The 18461-nt window shown below is 71.6% G+C and carries 16 protein-coding genes and 1 pseudogene; 7 read left to right on the top strand and 10 right to left on the bottom strand.

Annotated features, from left to right (window positions below; all coding sequences use genetic code 11):
- Positions 1-158: 158 nt before the first annotated feature.
- The 5 genes from AB0O76_RS26990 to AB0O76_RS26970 all read left to right on the top strand — a co-directional run bounded on the left by AB0O76_RS26990 (position 159) and on the right by AB0O76_RS26970 (position 3940).
- Positions 159-980 carry a methyltransferase domain-containing protein gene (locus AB0O76_RS26990; protein ID WP_365496201.1) on the top strand — a complete coding sequence of 274 codons (822 nt, stop codon included), beginning with the start codon at positions 159-161 and terminating at the stop codon, positions 978-980.
- 98 nt (positions 981-1078) lie between these two features.
- Complete coding sequence (locus AB0O76_RS26985) at positions 1079-1249, top strand: hydrophobic protein (protein ID WP_365496199.1); 171 nt, start codon at positions 1079-1081, stop codon at positions 1247-1249.
- 180 nt (positions 1250-1429) lie between these two features.
- Positions 1430-1969, top strand: coding sequence for a hypothetical protein (locus AB0O76_RS26980; protein WP_365496197.1), 540 nt, complete (start codon positions 1430-1432; stop codon positions 1967-1969).
- Positions 1970-2437: 468 nt separating this feature from the next.
- On the top strand, positions 2438-3526 hold the full coding sequence (locus tag AB0O76_RS26975; RefSeq protein ID WP_365496195.1) for an enolase C-terminal domain-like protein: 1089 nt from the start codon (positions 2438-2440) through the stop codon (positions 3524-3526).
- 60 nt (positions 3527-3586) lie between these two features.
- On the top strand, positions 3587-3940 hold the full coding sequence (locus AB0O76_RS26970; protein ID WP_135333505.1) for a VOC family protein: 354 nt from the start codon (positions 3587-3589) through the stop codon (positions 3938-3940).
- Between the two features lie 225 nt (positions 3941-4165).
- Here AB0O76_RS26970 and AB0O76_RS26965 read toward each other — a convergent pair whose 3' ends face one another.
- The 9 genes and pseudogenes from AB0O76_RS26965 to AB0O76_RS26925 all read right to left on the bottom strand — a co-directional run bounded on the left by AB0O76_RS26965 (position 4166) and on the right by AB0O76_RS26925 (position 15075).
- The gene (locus AB0O76_RS26965) at positions 4166-6151 is read right to left on the bottom strand and encodes a DUF5107 domain-containing protein (protein WP_365496192.1); all 1986 of its coding nucleotides are present in this window, start codon (positions 6149-6151) and stop codon (positions 4166-4168) included.
- A 114-nt stretch (positions 6152-6265) separates the two neighbouring features.
- Positions 6266-6691: pseudogene (locus tag AB0O76_RS26960) on the bottom strand (GNAT family N-acetyltransferase); the annotation flags it as partial.
- A gap of 7 nt (positions 6692-6698) precedes the next feature.
- A complete protein-coding gene (locus AB0O76_RS26955) occupies positions 6699-7010 on the bottom strand; it encodes a hypothetical protein (RefSeq protein ID WP_365496191.1) in 312 nt (103 codons plus the stop codon).
- A complete protein-coding gene (locus tag AB0O76_RS26950; RefSeq protein ID WP_365496189.1) occupies positions 7007-7270 on the bottom strand; it encodes a DUF1049 domain-containing protein in 264 nt (87 codons plus the stop codon). Before AB0O76_RS26950 ends, AB0O76_RS26955 begins: the two co-directional genes overlap by 4 nt.
- A gap of 128 nt (positions 7271-7398) precedes the next feature.
- On the bottom strand, positions 7399-9129 hold the full coding sequence (locus AB0O76_RS26945; protein ID WP_365496342.1) for a CocE/NonD family hydrolase: 1731 nt from the start codon (positions 9127-9129) through the stop codon (positions 7399-7401).
- 815 nt (positions 9130-9944) lie between these two features.
- Positions 9945-10871, bottom strand: coding sequence for an LD-carboxypeptidase (locus AB0O76_RS26940; protein WP_365496187.1), 927 nt, complete (start codon positions 10869-10871; stop codon positions 9945-9947).
- The gene (locus AB0O76_RS26935; RefSeq protein WP_365496185.1) at positions 10868-12856 is read right to left on the bottom strand and encodes a prolyl oligopeptidase family serine peptidase; all 1989 of its coding nucleotides are present in this window, start codon (positions 12854-12856) and stop codon (positions 10868-10870) included. Before AB0O76_RS26935 ends, AB0O76_RS26940 begins: the two co-directional genes overlap by 4 nt.
- A gap of 31 nt (positions 12857-12887) precedes the next feature.
- Positions 12888-14249, bottom strand: a complete 1362-nt coding sequence (locus tag AB0O76_RS26930) for a M20/M25/M40 family metallo-hydrolase (RefSeq protein ID WP_365496183.1) — start codon at positions 14247-14249, stop codon at positions 12888-12890.
- A complete protein-coding gene (locus tag AB0O76_RS26925) occupies positions 14242-15075 on the bottom strand; it encodes a M55 family metallopeptidase (RefSeq protein WP_365496181.1) in 834 nt (277 codons plus the stop codon). Before AB0O76_RS26925 ends, AB0O76_RS26930 begins: the two co-directional genes overlap by 8 nt.
- Before the next feature lie 210 nt (positions 15076-15285).
- Between AB0O76_RS26925 and AB0O76_RS26920 the strand changes: the two genes are divergently transcribed.
- Positions 15286-16104 (top strand): mycofactocin-coupled SDR family oxidoreductase, encoded by an 819-nt coding sequence (locus AB0O76_RS26920; protein WP_365496179.1) that lies wholly within the window; start codon positions 15286-15288, stop codon positions 16102-16104.
- Positions 16105-16151: 47 nt separating this feature from the next.
- A complete protein-coding gene (locus AB0O76_RS26915; protein WP_365496177.1) occupies positions 16152-17795 on the top strand; it encodes an amidohydrolase in 1644 nt (547 codons plus the stop codon).
- Between the two features lie 18 nt (positions 17796-17813).
- On the opposite strand, the gene AB0O76_RS26910 is transcribed toward AB0O76_RS26915, so the two are convergent.
- Positions 17814-18461: a TetR/AcrR family transcriptional regulator gene (locus tag AB0O76_RS26910; protein ID WP_365496175.1), complete on the bottom strand. Its 648-nt coding sequence runs from the start codon at positions 18459-18461 to the stop codon at positions 17814-17816.

Raw genomic sequence — 18461 nt, 5'->3', positions numbered from 1 at the left:
GGGAGGGCAAATCAATTCCCGGTGGGCTCCCTGCCTGCGGCCGCCGCCCCACCAACCGGCCCTGACCACATACTGATACACGGGTCTCATTATTCGACATGGCGGCGTACGGTCGGACCACCGCAGCAAGCGGCAGCGAACGCGAAGGAGTTCCCGTCATGCCGGAGGAGACCCCGGAGGAGACCGCCGTCTACACGCACGGACACCACGAGTCCGTACTGCGTTCCCACACCTGGCGGACCGTCGCCAACTCGGCGGCCTATCTCGCCGGTTCACTCAAGCCGCACATGAAGGTCCTGGACATCGGCTGCGGCCCCGGCACCATCACCGCCGATCTGGCCGAGCTCGTCCCCGACGGCCGTGTCACGGGCGTCGACCGGGCGCCCGGCATCCTGGACCAGGCACGCGCGACGGCCGCCGGGCGCGGCCTGACGAACGTCGAGTTCGCCGTCGCCGACATCCATGACCTGCCGTACCCGGACGACTCGTTCTGCGTCGTCCACGCCCATCAGGTGCTGCAGCACGTCGGCGACCCGGTGCGCGCCCTGAGCGAGATGCGGCGGGTCTGCGCGCCGGGCGGCATCGTCGCCGCCCGCGACGCCGACTACGAGGCGATGACCTGGTATCCGCAGTCCCCCGTCCTGGACGGCTGGCTCGACCTGTACCGGCGGGTGGCCCGCGCCAACGGCGGGGAGCCGGACGCGGGGCGGCGCCTCAAGTCCTGGGCGCTGGAGGCCGGTTTCGTCGACGTCACCGCGACCGCGAGCACCTGGTGCTACTCCTCGGCACCGGAGCGCGACTGGTGGAGCGGCCTGTGGGCGGACCGCACGGTCGCATCGTCGTACGCCGACCGCGCGGTGGAGTCCGGGCACGCCGACGCCGGGGAGCTGCGGACCATCGCCGACGCGTGGCGGGAGTGGGGTCAGCGGGACGACGGCTGGTTCACCGTGCTGCACGGGGAGATCCTCTGCCGGAAGTAGGGCTGCCCGCGGCGTGGTCCTGTCGCCGGGTGCCGGTGGCTCAACACGGCGCGTAGGACGGCCAGTTGGGGATACCCGGACGGCAGGAGGTAGACACCATGGTTCCGATTCTGCTCGTCCTGCTGCTGGCGCTGCTGCTCTTCGGGGCGGGATTCGCGGTGCAGGCCCTCTGGTGGATCGCCGTCATCGTGCTCGTCATCTGGCTCCTCGGGTTCCTGATGCGCGGCACGACCGTCAGCGGGACGAGGCCCCGCTGGTACCGGTGGTAGCCGTGCACGACGCGCTCCGTACCGAAAGGGTGCGTGCCCGCTGGTCATAGGGGTTTCCGCAGGGTTCGCAGGGGTGCTGACAACACCTCGGGACGGGGGCTCACGGGCGTGCCTCGCGGCGCCTGCGCCGGAAGGATTCAGGGGGAGGTCCCGGTCCTACGGAAGCGAGCGAGGCACACCATGGCGTACGAAACGCATTCAGGGCACCCGAAGCCGATGCGGTCCCGGCCGGCGCGCGGTGCCGAGCCGTCCGCTCCCCCGCCCGTCCACACCGCCTTCGCCCTGTGGATCACCGCGGTCGCGGCGGGCGTCTTCGAGATGGTCCTCGCCGTCGGCGGTCTGATCGCCGACGGGGACACGACCGCCGGGGAGATGGCGGGCGGACTGCTGCTGCGGATGACCGTGTTCTCGGTGGCCGTCCTGCTCGCCGTCCAGCTGCGGCGCGGCCGGAACTGGGCGCGGTGGGTGCTCGCCGTGGGACTCGGCGGGTTCGGCACGCTGTCCCTCGTCGTCGGCCCTGTCCAGTGGCTGGCCGACGGGCACTCACCGTTGGACGCCTTCCGGGATCTGGGGGTGGTCGACGCCCTGTTCGGCGCGAGCCGTGTGCTGCATCTGAGCGCGGTGCTCGGAGCGCTGGTCCTGATGTTCGTGCCGGCGGCCAACACCTGGTTCAAGGAGCAGTCCGGCACACGGCCCGAGAGGCCGTCCGGCACCCGCTGACCGAGGCCACCGCACCACCGCCCGCTCCGCGGGGAGGCGCACCGCACCGCGCGCGGCAAGCGGCACTGACCGGCGGCGGACCGGCCCCGGCAGGACGGCCCGGCGCGGCGGCAGGGCGCGCCCACGAGCAAGCCGTCATCATGCGGACGCGGTTGCCGGGCATCGCCGCGAGGCGGTGGCCGCTCCGTGACGGATGCCGGTTCAGGTCCATGGGTCCGCGAGGGACCGGGGCCGCGGGACCTCCTGCGTGCCCCTGCGTGCCGCCGCCTGCTTTTCGATCGCCCACCTGCCGAAATCCGCCCGGACCGCGAGGGCCCGGACCGCGAGGAACGGCCCGCACCGGCCCGTTTGCCCGCCGTGCCCGGGGGCACCCGTACCGCCCCGCACATTGAACGGCGGCGTCGCCGTCCCCACTCCCCATTCCCCACCCCTCCCACGCGACCCAGGACGCCCCCGATGAAGGACTCAGTGCCCATCGAACGACCCGTCATGTCCGCGTACTCCGTGCCCGCGGACGCCCCGGAGGAGGACGGCACCTTCGCCTGGGAAGCCACGACGATCGTGATCGTCGAGGTGACGGCGGGCGACGCCACGGGAACGGGCTGGACCTACGCCCCCGCCGCCGTCGTGCCCCTGCTCGACGAGCAGCTCGCGCCGGCCGTCACAGGGCTCGACGCCGTCGACATCCCCGCGGTGCACGACGCGATGAGCAAGGCGGTCCGCAACACCGGCCGCCCCGGCGCCGCCTCGTGTGCGATCTCCGCGGTCGACATCGCCCTGTGGGACCTCAAGGCACGCCTCCTCGAACTCCCCCTCGTACGCCTCCTGGGCGCGGCCCGCGACGAGGTTCCCGTCTATGGGAGCGGCGGCTTCACGACGTACCACGACACGCATCTGGCGGCCCAGCTGACCGGCTGGGTGCACGGCCAGCACATCCCGCGCGTCAAGATCAAGGTCGGTGAGAGCTGGGGGCGGGCGGCGGCCCGCGATGTGGCGCGGGTGCGCACCGCGCGTGAAGTCATCGGCCCGCAGGCCGAGTTGTACGTCGACGCGAGCGGCGGCTACACGCGCAAGCAGGCGGTGCGGGTCGGCCGGGTGCTCGCCGAGCACGGAGTGGGCCTCTTCGAGGAACCGGTGCCGTCGGACGATCTGCACGGACTCGCCCTGGTACGGGACGCGCTCCCCTGCGACGTGGCGGCCGGTGAATACGGCTACCACCTCCCGTACTTCGCACGGATGCTCCCCTCCGTCGACTGCCTCCAGGTGGACGCGACCCGCTGCGGCGGACTCACCGAGTGGCTGCGCGTCGCGGCCCTCGCGCAGGGCCACGGCCTGGAGGTCTCGGCCCACGGCGCCCCGCACGCGCATGCCGCGGCGGCCGCCTGCGTACCGAATCTGCGGCACATCGAGTGGTTCCACGACCATGTGCGGATCGAGTCGATGTTCTTCGACGGGGCCCTCGACCCGACGGGCGGCACCGTGCGCCCGGAGGGCGGCGTCGGCCACGGCCTCGAACTGCGGCACGAGGAGGACGTGGAGGAATACCGGGTCGCGTGAGGGCGGGAAAGTCGCGGGAAACGATCTCGCGTGCGGGCGGGGCCAACTAGGCTCGCCCGTATGGAGATCCTGGGAGCCACGCTGCGTATCTGCGTCGAGGACCTGGAGTCCTCGGTCGCCTTCTACGAACGTCTCGCGGGCGGCCCCGCGCAGCGTTTCGAGCGTGGGGGCGTGTCGGTCGCGGCGGTCGGCTGCTTTCTGCTGATGAGCGGACCCGAGCGGGAGCTGGAGATCCTCCGGAAGGTCTCCGCGACCATCGCGGTGCAGGACGTCGACGAGGCGTACGCGGTCCTGAACGCGTCCGGCGCCCGTGTCATCGCGGGCCCCGTGCCGACCCCGGTGGGCCGCAACCTCATCGCGATGCACCCGGACGGCGCGGTCTTCGAGTACGTGGACCGGCGCGCCGCGACCTGAGCCGTATCCTCCACGGCAGGCAGGCCGAACGGAGGACGGTGCAGTGGCGGGCAGCAAGGAAGAGGCGTCGCGGACGTCGTTGAGCGCGCAGGCGCGCCGCAGCGGGACATGGTCGTGCACGGGGGCCGAGTGGTGGCCAGGAACGGCGAGTTGGCGTAGCGAGGCCGCACGCCTCCGTCAGTCACCGCCCGTGCCGGGCTGCCCAGGTCCCGGCACGGCCGGTTCTCACTCCTCGGACGACGCCGACGCCCGCATCCGGAAGTCGTACCGCGCGGGCAGCTCCTCGTCGGTGAGCACGCGCCACAGCTCGCCGAGCACCTCGGCGCCCTCGCGCAGATCGGCAGGCTCGAAGCCCTCGTCGAATATCGCCCGCGCGTCGGCCTTCTCGCCCTCGGCCAGGAGCAGTTGGATCTCGACGAGCCGGAAGCGGCCCTCGGCGCGGGTGGCCGCGGGCAGACGTTCCCATATGCTGCGCGCCGCGCCTTGCCGCCCCGCCGCGAGCAGCACAGCCATCGCCTCCCGTCCGAGCGCGGCGCTCGCGGACGTCCACACGACGCCGTCGTCGCGCCGCTCCTGGCACAGGTCGTCGAAGGCCTCCGCGTACCGGTCGGCGGCCCTTTCGATGTGGCCCGACTCCTGGTCCGCGACGGCGAGGCAGCGCAGCAACGGCCAGCGGGACGGGGCGAGTTCGAGCCCGCGCTCCCAGCTGCGCACCGCCTGGGCGAGGTCACCGGCATGCCACTGGGCGACGCCCAGGTGATACTCGGCGACCGGCCGCGCGGGCGCCGTCTCCAGCATGTCCCGCCAGTGCGGGGCGACCAGGGTCGGTCCCGGCGGGGCGACACGGCGCGGCTCCGGGACGGCGCCGGAGTGCAGCAGCTCCACCCACGGGGCCTGTTCGGGGCCGAGGCCGGACTCGTCGAAGGGCGTGCCGGGCAACTTGTAGCCGGCGCGCAGGACTTCGAGCGATCCCCATCCTGACCCGGTGGCGAGCATCTCGCCCGGTTCGGCGTCGGCGCAGGGCCGCCAGGCGTCGTACGCCGCGTCCACCGCGTCGCGAGGCAGCGCCCGGTCGAGCCGCTGCTCGGCCTCGCCGCGCGCGGCCCGCCAGTCGTCGCCGTGCACCACGTCGGGCGCGGCCGACAGCGGGCCGTACGACTCCAGCCAGGCGAACTCGGCCTCGGCGTCCAGGCGTACGTGCTCCAGCTGCGTGCGCGCGAGGCCCGCCTGGATCTCCGCGTACCCGCCGGTGCCCGGCTCGGACAGCCACTCCTGCCAGCGCCGCCCGCCGGTGCCTGTGCCCCAGACGAAGAGCTTGCGGCCGCGCTGCAGATCGGTCGACGTCTGGACGAGCCCGTGCCCTTCGTCGTCGAGCGCGGCTATCCACCGCCGCGCCCCTTCCGGTACGTCGTAGAAGTAGTCGGAGGCGTACTCGCTGCGCGGCGGATACGTCCGGTCCACCCCGTCGGTCTCCGGCACCGGCACCTTGCGAAGGCCGCCCGCGTACCCGAAGTGCCAGGCCTCGTCGGCCGGAGCGAGGACGCGGCGCTCCTGGGGCACCGCGATGTTGGACCACCAGTACACCGGCACCGGCTTCTCGTGCGGATTGCGGATCCGCACGCCGACGTGCAGGAAGTCGGAGCCGTCGGGCAGCCACAGGTCCACCTGGAAGGGCACGTCGCGCAGGCGCTCCCACTCCCAGAGACGCAGCATCTCGCCGCCGTCGGGCGCGGTCACGCGGGCGGCGTGCAGGGGCGCGCAGGACAGCGTCGTGTGGCCGGTGGCGCCGATGTTCCACTCGATGCCGCCGGAGAACCAGGCGCCGTTGAGCGCGAAGTCGGCGGGCTGCAACACCGGGTTGCGGTAGAGGAGTTCACGGCCTGTCGGCTTGTGGAAGAGGGAGTGGACGCGGCCGCCGAGGCCCGGCAGGACGGTGGCGCGCAGCCGGTCGTTCTCGATGACGAGCGTGTCGAGCGTCGTCTCGGTGCGCTCACGGCCGTACCCGTCGAGCACCCGGGTCGGCAGGATGCCGCGCAGCGGCTCGTACCCCAACTGCCGTGCCATGTCGGGCGGCAGCCCCTCTCTGCCCCGCTCTTCGAGCGTGTGCACCCTGCGCAGCGACCGCAGGGGTGGCAGGGGGTTCTCGGGGCCCAAGGGGGCGGCGGGCAGCGTCAGCACGTCACGTCGCACGGTGGTCGTCACGATCACCATGGAACACGCTGACGGCGGCCTCGACCAGGGTCTCCACCGGTCAGGATTACGCAAAGGCGCCAGGTACAGCGCCCGCAGCGATTACACCGCATCAAGCCCAGCGCTCAGCGGTCTGCGGGCGAGGGCGATGGACGCGGCGTTGCGGGGCTGGACGTTGATCTCCAGGCGGTGCAGTTTCAGTACGTCGAAGGCGTACCGCACGACGAGTCCGAGCCCCTCCCGCATCAGCCCGCGCCCCGCCGCGTGCGCGAAGGCGCCGTAGCCGAGCGCCCCGCACCGGAAGCCGCCGTCGACGATGTTGTTGATGTTGACGAACCCGGCGACGGCGCCGCCGGCCGCACGCTCGCAGAGCAGGAACCCGGCCTTGGAGCCGTCCTCGATCAGCGCCGTCGCGTACGCGGCCCAGGCCTCGTCGGTAGCGGGCGGGAACAGCCAGGGGCGGTGCAGCTCGCGGCTCTCCCGCGCGCGTGCGGTGAATTCGGGGCCGTCGGCGTAGGTGTAGGGGCGTATGCCGATGCGCGGCCCCTCGGCGAGATGGATGGTCCACTCACTTCGGGCAGCTCTCGTGCTTCTTCACCACGCCGATGGTGACCCGCTGCCCGGTCAGCTCCCTGCCGGGGGCCGGGGTCTGGGAGCACACCTTCCAGCTGGGTGGCCACAGCACGTGCCGGTCGAGGCCGCTGGTGTCGTGGACGTCGACGCGGGTGCGGTAGTCGAGGCCCGAGAAGACCCGCACGAGGCCCTTCCCCCGGAAGTCCGGCATCGGCGGCCCCGCGGCGGCCGCCGTCGTCACGGTCATGACGCCCGCCGCGAGCGCCGCGCCTGCGACGACTCCCACGCGCTTGAAGCCTGCGATCACTTGCGCCTCCGGATGAAGTACGCCCCGCAGAGGGCGCCGATCAGGCCCGTCCCGAGCAGTGCCACCCACAGGGGCATCGTCACTTCGGGGATCAGAAGTCTGATCTTGGTGTGGCGGGTGTTCTCGAAGATGAAGATCAGGCCGAGGACGGCGAGCGCGAGGACGGCCACCCTGGCGGGCGTCATGACGCCACGGACGCCACGGGCTCCGCCATCCGAGCCGCTCTTCTTCGAGCCGCCCGTGGAGGTGCTGGGACTCATGCGTGGACCCTTCCGTCGGAGCTTCGGCCTCCCTCCCCTGGCGACCAGCATGGGCCGCCGGGGAGGGTTTGCGCGCGGTGGGTGCCGCTCCGGGGTGGGGGTATGGGCCGTACGGGTGAGTCCGTGGTTCAGCGGACGACGGGCAGTTGGAGCACCCCGGTGTCCTCGGGCGTGCTGGTGACCGTCACCGGCTTGACGCCCCTGTTCCCGACGTACGCATCGTCGCTGGCCGCGACGGTGAACCGCAGCTTGTGGCCCGCTTCGTACCGGTGCACGATCCCCGGCAGCGAGAAGGTGAACGGCTTGGTCACGTCCGGGACGCGCACGGGGGCCACGAGCCGGTGCACCAGCGTCTTCTTGCCGTCGGGCGCGATGTCGTACAGCTTCGCGAAGAGGACCAGCTTGTCGGCGGCGTCGCCGGAGTTCTGCACCTTCTCCGTCCGGGGCGAGGCGACCTTGAGGGTCGCCTTCGGGGCGCCCACCACGTCCACCGGGGCGGTCAGCGGCTCGCTCGTCCAGTCGAGGTGGGTGCCCTTGGTGTCGTGCGGTGCGGGGTCGGGAAGCCCGGTCATCCCGGCGATGGAGCCCTCCGAGTGACTCGTCGGGATCAGCCTGTTCCGATACTCGCGGCTGCCGCGTGCGACCTTCGCGCGGTTGTCGACGAGCTTGCCGTCGCCGGACAGATACAGCTGCCGGCTGAGCGCGGGCACCTGCGGGGCGGTGGCGTAGGAGCCGTTCGGTCCGCTGTCGCCCGACACCCAGTCCTGGTGGTAGGCGAAGGCGGGTCCGGTGTCGACGCCCTTCTTCCGGTGGAGGTAGCGGTCGAACCACGACAGGATCCGCTTGCCGACGTAGCTGGTCTCCAAGTTGCCCTTGGACAGGTTGAGTTCGCCGGACGCCGGGTCGGTGAGGCCGCCGCTGTGGCCCCAGGACTGCCAGATCATCTTGGCCGTGGTGCCCTGTGCCTTCAGCGTCTCGTACGTCGCCTGCGCCTCGTTGAGGTTGAAGAGGCTGTCGGCCTGGCCCTGGACGAGGAGGGTGGGCGCCTTGACCCGGGGCAGGTAGGAGACGGGCGAGACGCTGCGCGCGTACTCCTGGACTGCGGCCGTCTTGTCCGCCGGATAGCGGCCCGAGTTGAGGGTGCGGATCGTCTCGCAGGCCTGCGTGGCGAAGTGCAGGCAGGTCACGGAGTTGACGCGGGACCGGTCCAGGCTCCGCACGAGCAGCGGCTGGCCCTCGCCGATGAGATAGAAGCCGTTCATCCACTGCCACTTGGCGGCGCCGGGGACGCTGCGGTCGGAGACGTTGTTCGGGGCGAGCGAGTAGCTCAGATCGTTCCAGGTGATCATCGGTACGAGAGCGTCGACCCGGTGGTCGACGGCGGCCGTCGCCAGCTGGATCGCCCCGCCGTAGGAGCCGCCGATCATGCCGACACGGGGGTCGGCCCCGGCGTCCTTGGTGACGTAGTCGATGGTCGTGCCGTCGTCGGCGGCGCGCTTGCCCGCGAGGAAGTCGATGAGCCCGGAGGCCGCCTTGCCGTCAATCTTCGGGTTGTCGAGGGAGATCAGACACCCGGACTTGCCGAAGCCGAGCCCGGAGTAGACGAGCCCGACGTAGCCGCGCTCGGCGAAGGCCTTGCCGTTGTCCGCGGTCCCGTCGGACTTGCTGCCGCCGAAGCCGTTGGTGGTGAGCACGGCGGGCGCGGGGTGCGCGGCGTCCACTCCGGCGGGCCGGTAGAGATCGGCGTCGACGGTGCATCTCCTGCCACCCACGTCGACCGTGAACTTCAGTGCGGTGACGGTGTATTTTCCGGTCGCGCTCGCCGGGGCGGGGGCCGCGACGGCGAGCGCGGCACCCAGGGCGAGGGCGAGCGGCGCGCGGGACCGGGAGACGGCACGAAGCGGTGCAGTACGACGGGACACGAGACCTCCACGCTGAGGACAGCCGAATACCGACCGGTCAGTAACCGGCCAGGGTCATGCTGTGACACGCATCACACCGGGGTCAACGCTCGTGACGGGCGTTTCTCGACGGATCTTGTCGGAAATCAGTACGGGGGCCTTGGCGAAGGCCCGGTATGCAGGTCTTGGCGAAGGCCCGGTATGCAGGTCTTGGCGGAGGGTCGGCACGCGGAATGTGACGGGGGGTCAGCACGCGAGCCCTAATGGGCGTCCGGTGCGCGGACCCTGACAGAGGGCCGGCACGCGAACCCTGACGGAGACCCAGTGCGCGGATCTTGACGGAGGCCCGGCACGCGAGCCCTGACGCGCGTCCAGTACGAGGCCCCTGACAGAGGGCCGGCACGCGACCCCTGACGAAGGCCCAATACGCGGACCTTGACGGAGGCCCGGCACGCAAGCCCTGACGCGCGTCCAGCACGAGGACCCTGACAGAGGCTCGGCACGCGAACCCTGACGGAGACCCAGTACGCGGATCTCGACGGAGACCCGGCACGCAAGCCCTGACGCGCGTCCACTACGAGGCCCCTGACAGAGGGCCGGCACACGAACCCTGACCAAGGCCCACTGCGCGGATCTTGACGGAGGGTCGGCACGCAGCCCCTGACAGAGGGTCGGCACGCAGCCCCCGACCGAGATCCGGCAGCAGACCCTGACGGACGCCCAGCGCCCCGGATCTCGGCAGAGATCCAGTACCGGCGCCCGGCAGGCGGACCTCACACCAGCGCAGGCACCTCAAGCGTCAGCGTCCCCGCGGCCGCGTCCAGTTCGGCCGGAATCCCGAACGGGACCGTCAACGCGCCCTCGCAGTGGCCGAATCCGAAGTCTTCGACGATCGGGACGCCGAGCCCGCCGAGCCGGTCGGCGAAGAGGGCCCGCACTTCGCCCGCCGGCTCGCAGTCCACCCAGGATCCGAGCGCGATCCCGGCTACGCCTTCCAGCCACCCGGCCCGCAGCAACTGCGTGAGGATCCGGTCGAGCCGGTATGCCTCCTCGCCGGTGTCCTCCACGCAGAGCAGCCCGCCGCGCGCGGACGCCCGCCCGTGGGCCGTGCCCAGGTCGGCGGCGAGCAGACTCACGCAGCCGCCGAGCGTGACACCACGGGCCCGCCCCGCCACCAGCGCGGACGCGCCTTCGGGGGCGATCACCCGCACGCTCTCCGGCTCGAAGAGCGTCGCGCGCAGATGGTCCTGGGCCCGTGTGTTCTTGAGAAAGTCGGCTACCGCGACCATCGGGCCGTGCAGCGTGGCGAGGCCGAGGCGCGCGGCGAACGCCTCATGGAGCGTGGTGATGTCGCTGTAGCCGACGAACACCTTGGGTCCGGCGGCCCGCATCGCCGTCCAGTCGACGAGGTCCGCCATCCGCGCGGCGCCGTACCCACCGCGCGCGCAGAACACCGCGGACACGGTGGGGTCGCACCACGCCCGCTCCAGGTCCCGCGCCCGGTCCACGTCGGTGCCCGCCAGGTAGCCGAACTCCCGGTGTTGGTCCAGGACATGGGGCGCGATGACCGGTTCCAGGTCCCAGTCGCGCAGGATGTCGAGCCCCCGCTCCAGCTGGTCCTGCTCCACCGGCCCGCTCGGGGCCACGACGGCGACCCGCGCGCCGGGGATCAGACGCGCGGGCCGTGTCAGCGGCTTCACTTGACGAGCTCCAGGGTGGGGACGGGCCCCGTCAGGTTCAGGCCGAACACCTGGGCGTACAGGGAGAGTTCCGCCTCCAGGGCACGGACCAGCGTCTCCGCGCGGCGGAATCCATGCCCCTCGCCCTCGAAGGCGATGTATGCGTACGGCACGCCGCGCCCCTCCAGTTCGGCGACGAACCGCTCGGCCTGCGCGGGCGGGCAGATCACGTCGTCGAGCCCCTGGAGCAGCAGGAACGGCGCGGTGACCCGGTCGGCGTGCTCGGCGGGCGAGCGTTCCACGTACCGTGCCCGCACCTCGTCGAACGGCCCGATCAACGAATCCAGGTAGCGCGACTCGAAGTCGTGCGTCCCGCCGTCGACCCACGCCGTGAGGTCCAGGACCGGATAGATGATGGTGCCGCAGGCGTACACGTCCGTCGTGGTCAGCGACGCCGCCGTGGTCCAGCCGCCCGCGCTGCCGCCGCGGATCGCGAGACGGTCCCTGTCCGCCGTGCCCTCGTCGGCGAGGGCGAGCGCGACGGCCGCGCAGTCCTCGACGTCGACCACGCCCCACTGCTCGCGCAGCCGTTCGCGGTAGGCGCGGCCGTAGCCCGTCGAGCCGCCGTAGTTGACCTCGGCGACGCCGATGCCGCGCGAGGTGAAGTAGGCGATCTCCAGGTCGAGCACGAGGGGCGAGCGGCCGGTGGGGCCGCCGTGCGCCCACACCACGTAGGGCGGCAGTTCGTCGTCGGGGGCGATGCGGGTGGGGTGGTGCGGCGGGTAGATGTGCGCGTGGATCTCGCGTCCTGCCGGGCCGCTGAAGGTGCGGATGCGCGGCTCGGGGTAGTACGCGGTGTCCACCGGGTCGTCGTGCGCGGCGCCGATGACGCGGGCGCGGCCGGTGCTCGTGTCCAGCTCCACCACCTCGTACGCGCTGCGGGGGCTCGCCGCGACGCCGGCGACCCGGGCGCCGCTCACCGCGATGGTCGAAGCGAACTCGGTCCAGGGGCCCGCCGCGTCGACGACCTCGCCGGTCTCCGGGTCGAGCACGCCGAGCGAGGTGGCGCCCTTGCCGTGCACGACGGCGACAAGGCCGCTGTCCAGCGGCGCGAACCAGCCGGAGCCGACCTGCCACAGGGGTCCCGCGAACTCCTCGTCGCGCGAACACAGGGGCGTTCCGCGACCGCCGTCGGCCGGGTCCTTGCGGTACAGGTTCCACCATCCGGTCTGGTCACCGGCGTACAGAAGCTGCCCGTCGACGCTCCACTCCACCTGCGCGATCGACTCCCGCGGGCCACCGGCGACCGCCCTCGGCGCGCCGAACGTGCCGTCCGCGCGGACGTCGGCGACCAGGAGTTCCGTGCCGTCCCACGGCATCCGGGGGTGGTCCCAGGCGATCCACGCGACGCGGCGGCCGTCGGGCGAGAGCCGGGGCCCGGTGATGAACCGGTGCCGTTCGTCGGTGAGTTCACGGATCGCGTCGCGGTCCTGTGCCGCCGAGCCGTCGAGCGGCACGGCGACGGCGACGCGGCGTACGTCGGTGGGCGCTTCGCCCGTGAACTCCTCCATGACGCACCAGACTTCGCCCCGGTCCAGGTGCACACACGGATCGACGTAGCGCAGCCCGCCGCCCACGTCGGAGACCGGGGTGAGCGGGCGCGGCCCGTCGCCGGGGCGTTCGGGCTCGTACGCGTACAGCCGCTGGTCCGGGAAGTTCGCGAAGACGAGCAGCGGACCCGCGGCGCCCTCGGCCCCCGCCCAGGCCTGCCCGCCGTACTCCATGACCCGGCTGCGCACGTTCCACGGAGCGGGCAGTACCGATTCCTCCACCCCGTCCGTGCTCCGCCGCACCAGCGCCCGCCTGCCGCCTTCCGCGGGCCGCGGCTCGGTCCACCACGCCTCGGCCCCGACGAAGCCCACCTGGGCCGGAGAGCCGTCGTGGGCGGCCGCGAGTGCGGCGTCGATGGGTGACGGCCACGATCCGTACGCCTGGGTCTCTCTCATGTCCCTCTCTTCCCCCATGTCCCTTTGTTCCCTAGGCCGTTCGCAGATAGCGGTCGAGAACGCGGACGCCGAAGTGCAGGGCGTCGACCGGCACCCGCTCGTCCACGCCGTGGAACAGGGCCTGGTAGTCGAAGCCCTCCGGGGTCTTCAGCGGCGAGAAGCCGTATCCGGTGATCCCAAGGCGCGAGAACTGTTTGGCGTCGGTGCCGCCGGACATGCAGTACGGCATCACATGCCCTTCGGGCGCGAACTCCTGCACGGCGGCTCGCATCTTCGCGTACGTCGACGAGTCCGCCGGCGCCTGCAGCGCCACCTCTCTGTGGTGGAACTCCCAGTCGACGTCCGTGCCGGTGAGCCGGTCAAGGGTGGCGACGAATTCTTCCTCGCCACCTGGCAGGAATCGCCCGTCCACGTAGGCGACGGCTTCCCCCGGAATCACATTGACCTTGTAACCGGCCTGCAGCATCGTCGGGTTGGCGCTGCCCCGCACCGTCGGCTCGACGAGGCAGGCGGCAGGGCCGATCTTCTCCAGGAGCGCGTCCACGTCGAATCCGGGCGCGTCCGGATCGGCCTCCACTCCGTAGAGCGCGGCCAGATCGAGCAGCGCCGCACGGACCGTCGGCGTGAGCCGCACGGGCCAGCGGTACTCCCCGATGCGGGCGATCGCCTCCGCGAGCCTGGTCACCGCGTTGGCGTGGTTCACCTTCGAGCCGTGGCCCGCCTTGCCGCGCGCGGTGAGCTTGAGCCAGCCGGTGCCGCGCTCCCCCGCCGCGATGGGGTAGAGCTGGTTGCCCCGCCCGTCGTGGAAGGTGAAGGCACCGGACTCGCTGATGCCTTCCGTGCACCCCTCGAAGAGGGAAGCGTGCCGGTCGGCGAGGAAGCCCGAGCCGTCCTCGGCGCTCGCCTCCTCGTCCGCGGTGAACGCGATCACGATGTCCCGCCGGGGCCGCACGCCCGCACGGGCCCAGCCGCGCACGACGGACAGGATCATCGCGTCCATGTTCTTCATGTCGATGGCGCCCCGGCCCCACACAACACCGTCGCGGAGCTCTCCGGAGAACGGGGCCACGCTCCAGTCGGAGGCCTCCGCGGGCACGACGTCCAAGTGGCCGTGGACAAGGAGCGCGTCGGCCGACGGATCCGTGCCCTCGAACCGCGCGACGACGTTCGTACGCCCCGGTGAGCACTCCAGGAGCGTCGGTTCGAGCCCGGCACCGGCCAGACACTCGGCGGCGTACTCGGCGGCGGGCCGCTCCCGGCAGTCGCCGCCGCCGCGGTTGGTGGTGTCTATGCGGATGAGATCGGACGTGAACCGCACGACCTCGTCGAGGGCCGTCTCGTCGACCTGCGGTCTCCCCTGCTCCCCCGGCTGCTCCGCCGGCTGCTCAGCCATACTGCTCCTCCACGGCTGCCGATGCGATCGTCGTGACCGCCTTGAAGGTGCGGATGCCCTCGTACATGGTCTCGCTGGTGTACGCGACCTTCCGCTCGCCACTTGGCCGCACGCCCGGCACGACGGTCGACGCCATCGCCAGATGCTCGGCGTCGAACTCGAGCTCGACGGTGAACGGGCCGCCCCGGACCGGCTGGTGGCGCGATGCGAGCGCCGTCGCCTCCCTCGCCGCGGCCCGGATGTCGGCGGCGGTGCGCGCCGGCGTCCGGCAGACCGCGGCGTACCGCGACACATGGTCCTTGACGGCCACCTTCAGCGCGCCCGGCGCATAGCCGAGCGCGTCCTCACAGGCCAGGTCGTCGCCGGTGACGAGCACGACGGGCACGCCGTACTCGGCGACCACATGCGAGTTGAGCAGCCCTTCGCTCGCGCGTACGTCGTTGACCCACACGCCGGTGATCGAGTTGGCGAGGTAGGTGTGCGCGAGCACGCCCTCCATGCCCGCGCCCGCGTGGTACCCGATGAACGCTATGCCGTCGACGTCGTCGTACTGGACGCCCTCGACCATGGAGAGCGACTTGTGACGCCCGGTCAGCATCTGGGCCCGCTCGTCCAGCTGCTCGAGCAGCAGATTGCGCATGGTCCAGTGGGCCTCGTTGATGAGCACCTCGTCGGCCCCGCCGTCGAAGAAGCCGAGCACGGCGGCGTTGACGTCCGAGGTGAACATCGCCCTGCACCGCTCCCACTGCGGCGTACCGGGCAGCACATCGGCCGGCCAGGTCACTCCGGTGGCGCCCTCCATGTCGGCGCTGATGAGGATCTTCATGACGAGCTGTCCCGTCGCAGGCCGGAGGCTCGCCTTGCCGCAACCGACAGCGGTCCGCGACAGCACCCAGCGGTGACATGGATCTTCATGCCGCTTCACGTTACGCGTCGACGGCGATATCAGCCACGATGCGAAGGGCGAACACACTCGGTTCTCGCCGGAACATTGCGGCGTGATGACGTTCGTTGATCCCTGCGGTACGCCGGAACCATGAAGGGGCGACTCGACGGCAAGGTGGCCTTCGTCACCGGCGCGGCCGGAGGACTCGGCCGCAGCCACGTTCGACGGATGGCGGAGGAAGGCGCCGACCTGGTCATCGTGGACATGTGCCGGCCGGTCGACACCGTGCCCTACCCGCAGTCGACACCGGAGGAACTGGGCGACGCGGTCGAGGAAGTGCGGGCCCTGGGCCGCCGTGTCGTGGCGCGGCAGACGGACGTGCGCGATCGAGCCGCCCTCCAGGAGGCGTACGACGCCGGGCTCGACGAGTTCGGGCAGATCGACATCGTCGTGGCCAACGCCGGGATCGCACCGCTCCTTGTGGAGGACCGGGTGCAGGCGTGGCACGACGCCATCGACGTCAACCTCACCGGCACCTTCCACACCGTCGAAGTGGCCGTCCCGTCGATGGTCGCCGCCGAGCAGGGCGGCTCGATCGTGATCGTCAGCTCCACCGCAGGGCTTGTCGGCATCGGCGGGGCCAGTAACGGCGGCCTCGGCTACGCCGCCTCCAAACACGGTGTGGTCGGTCTGATGCGTACGTATGCCAACAACCTCGCCCCGCACAGCATCAGGGTGAACTCCGTGCACCCCACCGGCGTGGCCACCCGCATGGTGACCGACCCCGCCGTCGTCGAGTTCGTCGCCCAGGACCCGATGCTGTCCGAGGGGGCGCCAAATGCCCTTCCGGTGGACACAGTTGAGCCGGTCGACGTGTCCAACGCCATCCTGTGGCTGGCCTCGGACGAGGCCCGCTACGTCACCGGTGTCACGCTGCCCGTCGACGCCGGATTCATCAACCGCCGCTGAGTCGCCGAGCCGGATGTGGAGAAGCGGCGGTGGAGAGGGGGAGCGCCATGGCCGATCAGTACGCGGACACGGTTCTGGTGGGCGGGCACGTCAAGACGTCGTCGGGCTGGGTCGAGGGGCTCACCGTACGCGCCGGTGTCATCGACGTGGTCGGCGGCCGCGAGGACGTGCTGCGTCGGCGCGGCCCGGACACGCGGGTGGTGGAGCTGGCCGGCGACACCGTTCTACCGGGCCTGCACGACCTGCACGTGCACCCGATCTACGCCGGAGTCCGCGAACGCCGCTGCAAGGTCCCGCAGGGTTCGAGCCTGGCCGACACCCTCCGCATCGTGGCCGAGCACGTGTCCCGGGCCGCCCCCGGCGCGTGGGTTCTCGGCGGGCAATGGGACACATCCGCGCTCGGCACCGTCCCGGATCGGACCGTGCTCGACGCCGTCGCCCCCGTCAATCCGGTCCTCCTTGAGGACACCAGCGGGCACAGCTCATGGGCGAACAGCGCGGCACTCGGGGCCGCCGGAATCGGCCCCGGCACACCCGACCCGGCGGGCGGCGTCTTCGAGAGGGACGGCGCGGGCAACCCGAGCGGCATACAGCGCGAGACCGCCGCCGATCTGCTCGCCGCCTCGGCCCCCAAGCCGTCCGACGAAGAGGTTGAGGCGGCCCTGGAGTGGGCCCTCGGAGAAATGCTCTCCTACGGCATCACGTCGTTCACCGAAGCCGCCGTCGGGTTCACCGCCGGGCCGCGAGCCGAGCTGCGCGCCTACACCCGACTCGCCGCGCGCGGAGCCGTCAGGCAGCGCGTGCGCCTCAGCCTCGTGTGGTCCCCCAACGACCCTGTGTGTGAAGAGGTGATCGCGACACGGAACCTCTACGCGAGCGGTCACATCACGCCCGACTGCGTGAAGGTCTTCCTCGACGGGGTGCCGACCGACAGCCGTACGGCGGCGATGATCGACCCCTACCAGGGCACGGTGGAGGGACGCGACGACGAGGCCGCCCGGCACGGGCTGCTCGCCATCGCGCCTGCGGTCCTCGATCAGGCGGTGACCCGGTTCGATCGGATGGGCATCACGGTCAAGTTCCACGCGGCCGGCGATGCGGCGGTCAGGGCTGCCCTTGACGCCGTCGAGGCCGCCCGCACGGCCAATGGACACGGGCCGTGCATGCACAACGTAGGACACTGCACGTTCGTGGCGAAGACCGACATCGAGCGCGCGGCGCGGATCGGCGCGACGTTCGAAGTCTCTCCCTACTTGTGGCGGCCCTCCCCCATCTGCTCCGACATCGCGGCCGCCGTCGGCCCGGCAGCGGTCGAACGCGTATGGCCGGTACGGGAGATGCTCGAAGCCCGCGCTCTGGTCGTGCCGGGGTCGGACTGGTGCGTCGTGCCGTCGGTGAATCCGTGGTCCGCCATCGAAACGCTCGTCACCCGGCAGCAGCCAGGGGGCGGTTCCGACAGCTTCGGCGCGTCCCAAGCCATCACGCTGGAACAGGCCTTCGACCTGTTCACGGTCAACTCCGCGCGCCAGGAGGGCATGGCGCACCGCGTCGGCCGCATCGAACCGGGCATGCTCGCCGACGTCATCGTCGTCGGCCAGAACCCCTTCGAAGTGCCGGTCACTCAAGTCCACGCCACCGAGGTCAAAATGACGTTCATCGAGGGTGAACCGGCCTTCGACGCCGGGGCGTAGCGGTCTCCCAGGCGTCAGTTACCTGGTCCGGTACGCCCGGAGAAAGGTCCGCACTCCCTCTACGACGAGTGGCCGGACGCGGGTGTCCTGCGCGGCGTTCGCGGAACCGAGCCTGTCAAGGGCGACGCCGAAGGTCAGCGCGATGAACTGGTCGGCCGCGAGCCGGGGGTCGGGGACGTCGAGCAGCCCGGCCGCGGCCAGGGCGGCGAACCGCTCGGCGATCGCCTCGTCGGGGGTGTCGGCCATGGCGTTGTAGCCCCGGTGCGGCAGGTTGCCGGATTCCGCACGGACCAGTCGTTGCAGCGTCGCGTACTCCGCCGAGCCGAGCATGTCGGTCGCGATGCGCATGGAGAACGTGACCAGGGCGTCCTCGAGTTCGGCGGCATCGGTGACGTCGGTGAGGGTGTCGTCGAGGGTGCGGCGGATCGTGGTGATCAGTGATTGGCCGACGGCGTCGACGACTGCTCGCAGCAGCGTCTGCTTGTCGCCGAAGTAGTCGTAGACCGTCCGCTTGGACACCTCGGCCCGGGCGGCGACCGCGTCGACGCTCGACCGGTCGAAGCCGTCGGCGAGGAACAGTTCCCGGGCCGCCGTGAGGATGGCGGCCCGCTTCGGCGTGGACCCCTCGCGCAGTGTCTTGGTGGTCGGCGTCTTCGTGGTCGGCAT

This window comes from Streptomyces sp. NPDC086554, from assembly GCF_040686095.1.
Taxonomy (GTDB): domain Bacteria; phylum Actinomycetota; class Actinomycetes; order Streptomycetales; family Streptomycetaceae; genus Streptomyces.
Note: the sequence above shows the minus strand (reverse complement) of the source record. Positions and strands in the feature narration are given on the sequence as shown.

Coding starts and splice junctions, on each gene's coding strand:
- AB0O76_RS26990 (WP_365496201.1), top strand. CDS start 159: ATGCCGGAGGAGACCCCGGAGGAGACCGCCGTCTACACGCACGGACAC.
- AB0O76_RS26985 (WP_365496199.1), top strand. CDS start 1,079: ATGGTTCCGATTCTGCTCGTCCTGCTGCTGGCGCTGCTGCTCTTCGGG.
- AB0O76_RS26980 (WP_365496197.1), top strand. CDS start 1,430: ATGGCGTACGAAACGCATTCAGGGCACCCGAAGCCGATGCGGTCCCGG.
- AB0O76_RS26970 (WP_135333505.1), top strand. CDS start 3,587: ATGGAGATCCTGGGAGCCACGCTGCGTATCTGCGTCGAGGACCTGGAG.
- AB0O76_RS26965 (WP_365496192.1), bottom strand. CDS start 6,151: ATGGTGATCGTGACGACCACCGTGCGACGTGACGTGCTGACGCTGCCC.
- AB0O76_RS26950 (WP_365496189.1), bottom strand. CDS start 7,270: ATGAGTCCCAGCACCTCCACGGGCGGCTCGAAGAAGAGCGGCTCGGAT.
- AB0O76_RS26935 (WP_365496185.1), bottom strand. CDS start 12,856: ATGAGAGAGACCCAGGCGTACGGATCGTGGCCGTCACCCATCGACGCC.
- AB0O76_RS26930 (WP_365496183.1), bottom strand. CDS start 14,249: ATGGCTGAGCAGCCGGCGGAGCAGCCGGGGGAGCAGGGGAGACCGCAG.
- AB0O76_RS26925 (WP_365496181.1), bottom strand. CDS start 15,075: ATGAAGATCCTCATCAGCGCCGACATGGAGGGCGCCACCGGAGTGACC.
- AB0O76_RS26920 (WP_365496179.1), top strand. CDS start 15,286: ATGAAGGGGCGACTCGACGGCAAGGTGGCCTTCGTCACCGGCGCGGCC.
- AB0O76_RS26915 (WP_365496177.1), top strand. CDS start 16,152: ATGGCCGATCAGTACGCGGACACGGTTCTGGTGGGCGGGCACGTCAAG.
- AB0O76_RS26910 (WP_365496175.1), bottom strand. CDS start 18,461: ATGCCGACCACGAAGACGCCGACCACCAAGACACTGCGCGAGGGGTCC.